The 8981-nt window shown below is 69.6% G+C and carries 5 protein-coding genes; 3 read left to right on the forward strand and 2 right to left on the reverse strand.

The window, feature by feature from the left end:
* Nucleotides 1-936: PHB depolymerase family esterase (locus E1182_RS26725; RefSeq protein WP_132270353.1), on the reverse strand; the 936-nt coding region annotated here is incomplete at its 3' end.
* Nucleotides 937-1123: 187 nt separating this feature from the next.
* Between E1182_RS26725 and E1182_RS26730 the strand changes: the two genes are divergently transcribed.
* On the forward strand, nt 1124-2080 hold the full coding sequence (locus E1182_RS26730; protein ID WP_371687608.1) for a TrmH family RNA methyltransferase: 957 nt from the start codon (nt 1124-1126) through the stop codon (nt 2078-2080).
* A 57-nt stretch (nt 2081-2137) separates the two neighbouring features.
* A complete protein-coding gene (gene argG, locus E1182_RS26735) occupies nt 2138-3589 on the forward strand; it encodes an argininosuccinate synthase (protein ID WP_132270357.1) in 1452 nt (483 codons plus the stop codon).
* A gap of 69 nt (nt 3590-3658) precedes the next feature.
* On the opposite strand, the gene E1182_RS26740 is transcribed toward argG, so the two are convergent.
* The gene (locus E1182_RS26740) at nt 3659-6001 is read right to left on the reverse strand and encodes a beta-L-arabinofuranosidase domain-containing protein (protein WP_132270359.1); all 2343 of its coding nucleotides are present in this window, start codon (nt 5999-6001) and stop codon (nt 3659-3661) included.
* A gap of 1113 nt (nt 6002-7114) precedes the next feature.
* Here E1182_RS26740 and E1182_RS26750 point away from each other — a divergent pair.
* On the forward strand, nt 7115-8854 hold the full coding sequence (locus E1182_RS26750; protein ID WP_371687609.1) for a PucR family transcriptional regulator: 1740 nt from the start codon (nt 7115-7117) through the stop codon (nt 8852-8854).
* Nucleotides 8855-8981: the final 127 nt, after the last annotated feature.

The raw sequence follows: 8981 nt of genomic DNA on the forward strand, positions 1-8981 counted from the left end.
GCTCGGGGGTGGGCTGCTCGGCGGCGGGTTGCCGTCCAGGCCCAGGAACGAGATGGCGTAGGCCAGCATTCCGGGCTGAGGCAGCGTGTGTCCCGTATTCGAGATGCTGATTCCCTCGACAGCAGTACCGTATCGGGTACGTGTCCAGTTCGGCTGCGGATAGTCGGTCTGAGACGGGGTCTGGCTCAGATTGGCCAGGTTGGTCCACTGCTTGATCTCTTCGCCGAAGTTGTTGTAGTGCAGCGTCGTATCCGTCGCCCCGTGCCACAGTTGCATCCGCGGGTACCGCCCGGTGTAGCCCGGGTGCATGGCGCGGGCAGTATCCCCCCACTGCTGTGCCGTTTTGACGACGTTGCCCCCGGCGCACCGACTGTTCCACAGTGAGCCGTCGGTGGTGGCAAAACAACCGGCCGGTACCCCGGAAAACGCCGAACCGGCCGCGAAAACGTCCGGATACTCGGCGGCCAGGACGTTGGTCATCATGGCCCCGGAGGAGAAACCGCTGACCACAATCCGGGACGGATCGACGTTGTACCGGGTCCGCGCCCAGCCGACCATCGACATGATGCCCGTGGAGTCGCTGCCGCCGTCGCGCCGCAACGCTTGTGGAGTCGACACATCGAAGCAGCGACCGCTGCGCGTGGCCTCCGGTACGACGATGACGTACCCGTACTGGTCCGCCGCCGTCACAAAATCGCGCCCGTTGCCGTTGACAATCGCTGATGCCGACCCGGAGCAGTAGTGGACCAACAGCAACAGAGCCGGCCGCGATGCCAGCCTGTCCGGCGCGTACACGTACATGTTGAGATTCGTGGGGTTGTTGCCAAAGTTGAAGACCTGCGTCAGCGCGGCGGCCGACGCTGGTTGAGACGTCACAAGGGCGATGCCGAGGGAGGCCAGTACCGCTGCGACTGCTGCGGCGAGTAGTCGTTTCACGAGCCCTCCTTGCGCCGGCGCGGCGGAATTCTGTGTGCTGCTCAGGCCGCGGTGATGGTCCACTTGTCGTTGTTTGCCACCGTTGCAGGACGTTTGCCGGCGCGACGCATTGTTGCGCGGGGCGGAGCCGGCAGTGGGCCATGAGACGTATTCGAAACGTATGTCGTGTGACCTATGCTGTCAAGAGATGGACTATCTTCAATGGAAAGGTCCTGGCGGAGCCACCCCTGGATGCTCTGCATCGGCCAGGCAGGGCCTCGGCGGGCATACCGTCGCGCCGGCCGGCGGCCGTCCGGCATCGGCCACCGGGCAGAATCGGGCGGTGCCTGTCCACCAGATCACCGACCCCGACGACGACCGGATCGCCGACTACCGCGCGTTGACCGACGTCGAGCTGCGTACCCGTTGGGAGCCGCCGCACGGCCTGTTCATCGCCGAGGGGGAGCTGGTGCTGCGCCGGGCGCTGCGCGCCGGTTACCCGGCCCGGTCGTTCCTGGTCGACGCCAAACGGGCCGACCAACTCGCCGACCTCGACACCGGCGACGCCCCGGTGTACGCGGCCACCCCGGACGTGCTGGAGAAGGCCACCGGCTTCCACGTGCACCGGGGGGTGCTCGCCTCGTTCCGGCGCAAGCCGCTGCCGAGCGCGGACGAGGTGCTGGCCGCCGCCCGCCGGGTGGTGATCCTGGAGGACGTCAACAACCACACCAATCTCGGCGCGGTCTTCCGAGGTGCCGCCGCGCTCGGCATCGACGCGGTGCTGCTGTCGCCGTCCTGCGCCGATCCGCTCTACCGGCGCAGCGTGCGGGTCAGCATGGGGGAGGTCTTCGCGGTGCCGTACGCCAAGCTCGACCGCTGGCCCGTGGGCCTCGACCAGGTGCGGGAGGCGGGCTTCACCGTGCTCGCCATGACGCCGGCTCCGGACGCCGTACCGATCCAGCGGTTGACCGCGGCACAGCGCGAGCGGGCGGCGTTGCTGCTGGGGGCCGAGGGCCCCGGCCTCACCGCGGCGGCCCAGTCCGCCAGCGACGTACGGGTGGTCATCCCGATGCGGCGCGGAGTGGACTCGTTGAACGTGGCCGCCGCCGCGGCGGTGGCGTTCTGGGAGCTGGGTCGCGACGACCCACCGTTCGGCGGCGGGTAGCCGCGCGTCCGTCGCTTCGGGTTGCATGACCATGCGCCCTGATGAATAATCTTCCCCGTGTCCAAGGTTCTCACCTCCCTGCCCATCGGCGAACGTGTCGGCATCGCCTTCTCCGGCGGCCTCGACACCTCGGTCGCGGTCGCGTGGATGCGCGACAAGGGCGCCGTTCCATGCGCCTACACCGCCGACATCGGCCAGTACGACGAGCCCGACATCGCCTCGGTGCCCGGTCGCGCGCTCAGCTACGGCGCCGAGGTCGCCCGACTGGTCGACTGCCGCGCCGCCCTGGTCGAGGAGGGCCTGGCGGCGTTGACCTGCGGGGCGTTCCACATCCGCTCGGGCGGGCGGGCGTACTTCAACACCACCCCGCTCGGTCGGGCCGTGACCGGGACCCTGCTGGTGCGGGCGATGATCGCCGACGACGTCCAGATCTGGGGCGACGGGTCGACCTTCAAGGGCAACGACATCGAGCGGTTCTACCGGTATGGACTGCTGGCCAACCCGCAGCTGCGGATCTACAAGCCGTGGCTCGACACCGACTTCGTCACCGAACTGGGTGGGCGCAAGGAGATGTCGGAGTGGCTGCTCGAACGCGGCCTGCCGTACCGGGACAGCACCGAGAAGGCGTACTCGACCGACGCCAACATCTGGGGCGCCACGCACGAGGCGAAAACCCTCGAACACCTCGACACCGGCATCGAGACGGTCAACCCGATCATGGGGGTCCGGTTCTGGGACCCGTCGGTGGAGATCCCGACCGAGGACGTCACGATCGGCTTCGAGCAGGGACGCCCGGTGACGATCAACGGCAAGGAGTTCGGCAGCCCCGTCGACCTGGTGCTGGAGGCCAACGCCATCGGCGGCCGGCACGGCCTGGGCATGTCGGACCAGATCGAGAACCGGATCATCGAGGCCAAGAGCCGGGGCATCTACGAGGCGCCCGGCATGGCGCTGCTGCACGCCGCGTACGAACGGCTGGTCAACGCCATCCACAACGAGGACACCCTGGCGAACTACCACAACGAGGGTCGCCGCCTGGGTCGGCTGATGTACGAGGGGCGCTGGCTGGACCCGCAGGCGCTGATGCTGCGCGAGTCGTTGCAGCGCTGGGTCGGCACGGCGGTCACCGGCGAGGTGACGTTGCGGCTGCGCCGGGGCGAGGACTACTCAATTCTGGACACCAGCGGCCCCGCGTTCAGCTACCACCCCGACAAGCTGTCGATGGAGCGTACCGAGGACTCGGCGTTCGGCCCGTCGGACCGGATCGGCCAGCTCACCATGCGCAACCTGGACATCGCCGACTCACGGGCGAAGCTGGAGCAGTACGCCACCCTCGGCATGGTCGGCGGCGCGACCCCCCAGCGGATGGTCGGCGCGGCACAGGCAGCCTCGACCGGGCTGATCGGTGCGATGCCACAGGGCGGCGCGGAAGCCATCGCGTCCCGGGGCATCGCCCCCGGCGAGGACGAGGCACTCGACCGCGCCGCGATGGAGTTCGGCGTCGACTGAGCGACGCCTCGTGACGGGGTCACCCGAGCCGTAGGCCGCGGTCCCGGGCGACCCCGTCACACCGAGCGGCTACCGGTCGACGCGCACGAGCCGCCAGCGGTTGTCGCCGCTGCCGTTGTCGGAATCCTGGACTGCCTGGGCGCCCCAGGCGGTGCTTGCGTTGAGGACGCCGAGGAGCTTGCCGCTGTTGCCGTTGCGGATCCTGTAGGTGCCGTCGCCGTTGTCGACGAGGATCCAGCGGTGGTCGGCGGTGCCGTTGTCGGCCCATTGCAGGACGCGGGCGTTGTCGGCGGTGGACATGTTCTCCACGCCGAGGACCTTGCCGCTGTGGGCGTTGCGGAACCGGACGGCGTTACCGTCGGGCACCATCACCCAGTTGTGGTCGGCGGTGCCGGTGTCGCCCCACATCACCGCCAGGCCGCCGTCGGCGGTGGACATGTTCTGCACGCCCAGGACCAGGCCGGTGGCAGCGTTGGTCAGCTTGTACGTGCCGCTGCCGGGGGTGCTGCCCGATGTGGTGTTCCAGTACACGGTGTAGTTGAAGCCGTGGGCGTCGTGGAAGGGGCCGAGGTTGACGGTGGCGCCGTTGGCGGTCGCGGTGAACGCCAGGGCGTTGGCGCTGGTCCGGGTGATCGACGAGGGGTCGAGCGTCGGTAGTGATCCGAGCGAGGAGTTGCCGTAGTTGCCGCACAGCACCGCTGGACCGTAGGTGATGGCCTGGACGTTGGTGTTGTCGTTGGCGGCCTGCATGATGGCCCGCATCGGCAGCCGTACCGTGATCGTGTCACCCGCTGCCCAACTGCGGGTGACGGTCGCGTAGCTGCCCGGCGTCGTCTCGACGCTCTGCGCCTGGCCGTTGACCGCGATCGTCGCCCCGCTGGTCCATGCGGGGATCCGGATCCGGATGCTCCACGAGCCGCTCATCGCGCCGGCGAGCGTGAGCGTCGTGGTGTCACTGACCGGGTACGTCGTGCTCTGCGTGACCGTGATGCCGCGCTGGGACCAGTCGAGCACCGACGGCACGAAGAGGTTCACGGTCAAGGTCGTGTCGTTGTGGAAGTAGATGGAGTCCATCAGCTTCATGTTCGTCTCGATGCCGGTGCCCTGGCAGCACCAGAAGGAGTTGTAGTCGGTGCTCCAGGTTCCGCCGCCCCACGCCGGGCCCACGCCCCGGCGGCCACCGGGGTTGAGCGGCGTGAAGTAGGTGATGTGGCCACGGCTGTCGTTCGGGTTCTGCGCGCCGATCAGGTGGTTGAGCAGCGCCCGCTCGTAGTAGTCGAAGTACGCCGACCGGTTCGGGTCGATCAGCCACAGCTCCCGGGTGAGCTTCAGCATGTTGTACGTGTTGCACTGCTCGCAGGTGTCCGTGTTGAGGTAGCGGGCGATGGCGTGGGGTGGGCGGAAGTGTTCGGCCTGGCTGTTGCCGCCGATCACGTAGGTGTGCGCATTGACGGTGATGTTCCAGGCGTTGGTGGCGATGTCGCGGTAGCGGGTTGTGCCGGTGGCCTTGTACTCGCGGGCGGCGCCGATCCACTTGGGTACCTGGGTGTTCGCGTGTAGCCCGCTGAGCTGGTCCTGATTGGCGGCGAGGGGGTTGAACACAGCGGCGTGGTCGAAGCGCTGTGCGACGGTCAACCAGCGGCTGTCGCCGGTCTGCTGGTAGATGTCGGCGAGCACGGCGTTCATGCCGCCGAACTCGGTGCCGAGCATGTTCTGCATCTGGCTGGAGGACAGCCGTGCGGTACGCGCGTCGACCCAGCCGGCGAGCGCCAGCAGCACGGTGCGGGCCTGGGTGTTGCCGATGTACCGCCACGCGTCGAGGAGCCCGGCGAGGGTCTTGTGGATGCAGTAGTAAGGGACGTTGCCGTTGCTCAGCGTGCGGGCTTCGAGTGCGGTGAAGTCGGACTCCGGGAAGCCGGACAGGTAGCCGGTGCCGAACCCGGCCGCTGCGTTGTTGGCCTGGCACCTGGCCAGCTCGGCCACCATGTAGTTCGCCTTGTCCCGGCACGTGGTGTCACCCAGGACGGCCCAAGCCTGGGCCCAGGCGGTCAGGAAGTGGCCCTGCATGTGCGTGCGGAACGGGAAGTTCGGGGCGTCCCAGCCGCCGTTCGGGGCTGCGCCGTTGGTGGTGAGCCGGTGGTTGGCCCGAAAGTTGTAAAGCAGTCGGTCCACGTCAACGAAACGCAGGTAGCTCAGCGTGCGGGTCTGATTGTCCATGAACCGGCCAGGGGTGAGGCGAACCTGCCCCATGGGAAACGGGTATGCCGAGACACCGATGTCCGCCCGGGCCGGTGGAAGCTCGGCTGCTGACGCCGGCCCCGCGCCGACAAGCTCGGCACCGGTGAACGAGATGATCGCACCACCGGCGGCAGCTTGGATAAGGCGGCGGCGGCTAACAGGCGAGGAAGGCATGAGAGCTCCGGGATCTCTTGTGAGGACGGCGAACGCGCTGGACTGGTGATCAAGGGACCGGTGTGGTGCGGTGACGGTACTTCCGGGTGGCGGGTGGGTGTGGTGGAGGATGGAACCGTTTCGGAAGGCATCCTTACCAAGAGCGGCGGCAGAAATCGCACTAACTCCGGGCGTCACGACGCCATCGACGGTCGCCATTGTGACAGTACGAGGGTTAACTGACGACTGTCAACGTTCGTCCAGTACGCGGAGGGTCCCCAACCAGGGATCCTGCGAGCAGTTCGCATGGAGGCGCCACGTCGACCCTGCCGGTGCCGAAAGCGTCATCAGCGCTGGTCAGGAAGCACGTGGAGGAGGCTGCTGGGCCGGCGGTGTCGGTGAACGTGCAGGCGTGTCAGTGTCGCGGGGTCGGTGAAGCGGATCGAACAGTGAGCCATTTCGAGCCACACGGGATGACCGCGCGCAGCGAGAAGATGTCCGGTGAACCAAGACGCGCCAGATGAGACGTACGTAAATGGACGCAGAACCTCGATATGGAGCTGGTCCTCCTGTCGGCCAACTCCGCAGTGACACGGCGCTGGCCGTCCTGCACGCGATCAGGCCCGGACCGGTGGCCACTCTCGGTAGTCAACGCCCTGCATCGGAGGGCTCGCGGGGTCGGTGCCGCCTGCGGAAAGTTGAGCCACGACGACCCGCAGTGAGCGCTAGCCACCCGCGACCCCCGAGCTGAGTTGTCAGGATCGGATCGCCACGGTCCGGCCGTGTCGCTTCCGACCGTAGTCCTCCATTCACCAGAATGTCAGCTACACGGTTCGCTCTCGCCGGGCGGGGCCGTGCCCGGGTCGCATCCTGAGCGGCCCCGTCCCGCCGAAGGAGGCCGACGTGCGTATCCCCTGGTATCGGTGCCCGATCACGGTCCTGCCGGTTCTGCCGAGGCGCGAGCCGGGGACCCATCTGCCGGAGTGGCTGCGCCAGCCGACCCGTCCGAGGCCGGCGCCGGCGCCGGACCTGCCCGGTCGACTGACCCTGGCCCGGCAGTGGTGGACCGGCCGGCGGTCCGGGTGAGGGGAACCTGACCGACTCGGCTTCGCCGCCGGCCGGTTCAGACGCGGGGTGACGGAGGGTAGCGTGTCGCCCGTGTTCCCTACCGTCCGTGAGGTGCTCGCGCTGGACCCGGTTCGGCACGGTGCCCCGCGTCTGGTGGCCGGAGACGCCGGCCTGGACCGGCCGGTGCGCTGGGTGCACGTGGCCGAGGTACCGGACATCGCCAGCCTGCTCGGCGGTGGGGAACTGGTGCTCACCACCGGCATCGGACTGCCCGCCGACGACGCCGGGCTGCGCGCGTTCATCGCGGACCTGGCCGGCGTCGGCGTCTCCGGCCTGGTGGTGGAGCTGGGCCGGCGCTACGGCACGGGGGTGCCCCGGGTGATGGCGGTGGCGGCCGAGCGACGCGGATTGCCCCTGGTCGAGCTGCGGCGAGCCACCCCGTTCGTACGGATCACCGAGGCGGTGCACGCACTGATCGTCGACGCCCAGCTCCACGAGCTGCGCGCCACCGAGGAGATCCACCAACGGTTCACCGAGCTTTCCGTCGACGGCGCCGACCCCGCCGAGGTGGTACGCCAGGCCGCCGAGCTGTCCGGCTGTCCCGTGGTGCTGGAAAACCTGTCCCGGCAGGTCCTCGCGTACGACCCGGCGGGGGAGAACGCCGACCTGCTGCTGGACGGCTGGGAGCAGCACTCCCGGCGGATCCGCCCGACCGGGCGGACCGCGTACGACGTGGACAGCGGCTGGCTGGTGACCACCGTCGGCGCCCGGGGGCAGGACTGGGGGCGGCTGCTGCTGCGGTGGCCGGGCCGCGGCGACCTGGGCGCGGGCACTGCCCACCCGGGCAGCGCCCCGCCCACCCGGCTGACCATCCTGGTGGAACGGGCCGCCTCCGCGCTGGCGTTGGGCCGGCTGATCAGGCGCGACGCCGAAGGGCTGGAACGTCAGCTGCACCGAACCCTGCTCACCGCGCTGCTGGACCACTCCCGCCCGGTGGACGAGGTCGCGCTGCGGGCCCGGGCGCTCGGCGTCACCCTCCAGCGGCGGCACCTGGTCGGGGTGGTGGTGCGGCAGCGCCGGGACGACCCGGCGGACGGGGGCCCGGCGGACGCCGCCTGGTCGGCGATGGACTCGCCGCAGGCCGGCCCGGCCCGGTTGCGGGATCTGGCCGAGGCGGTCGGCCACGCCCTGCGGGAGGCGAAGCTGACCGCCCTGACCAGCGCGATTGACGACCAGGCGGTGGGTGCGCTGCTCGCCCTGCCGGACGCCGCGGCCGAGGACGCCGCCCTCGCCGCATTCGCCGCCGCGCTGCGCCGTGTCCGCCTCAACACCCCGGCGTGGCGAGGGCCGGGCGTCGACGAGGTGATCATCGCGGCGGGGTCCGGCGTGGACAGTCTGCGGGAGGCGCGCCGGTCGTTGATTGAGGCCCGGCAGGTCGCCGACACGGCCCGGTGGGACCGTCGTGACCTACCGGTGTTCCGGCTGCCGCACGTCGGTCTGGCCGGACTGCTGCACCTGCTGCGCGACGAGCCCCGGGTGCAGACCTTCGTCGAGCGGCAACTCGGCGCTCTGCTCGCCCACGACGCCCGGCATCCGCGGGATCCGCTGCTCGGCACCCTGCGCGCGTACCTCGACCAGGGCCGCAACAAGTCGGCGGCAGCCGCGGCGGTGCACCTGTCCCGGCCGGCGTTCTACGAACGGCTGGCCCGCATCGGCCACATCCTCGACGCCGACCTGGACTCGGTCGACACCTGCCTGTCGCTGCACGTCGCCCTGCTGGCCCTGGACGCCATCCGCGTCCCCTGACCACCCGCCCCCGCCTGCGCCTGGGTGATCATGAAGCTCGCTGGTGCTGCCCGGCGTGTCGCGTCCGTCAACGTCATGACCGACGGACCGGACCGGGGTGGGGTGGGGATCAGGTCAGGGTTTCGAG

Origin of the sequence: Micromonospora sp. KC721 (assembly GCF_004348355.1) — a bacterium.
Taxonomy (GTDB): domain Bacteria; phylum Actinomycetota; class Actinomycetes; order Mycobacteriales; family Micromonosporaceae; genus Micromonospora.

Excerpts from the sequence above, each read along its gene's own strand:
- E1182_RS26740 (WP_132270359.1), bottom strand. The coding sequence starts at position 6,001 with ATGCCTTCCTCGCCTGTTAGCCGCCGCCGCCTTATCCAAGCTGCCGCC.
- E1182_RS26730 (WP_371687608.1), top strand. The coding sequence starts at position 1,124 with ATGGACTATCTTCAATGGAAAGGTCCTGGCGGAGCCACCCCTGGATGC.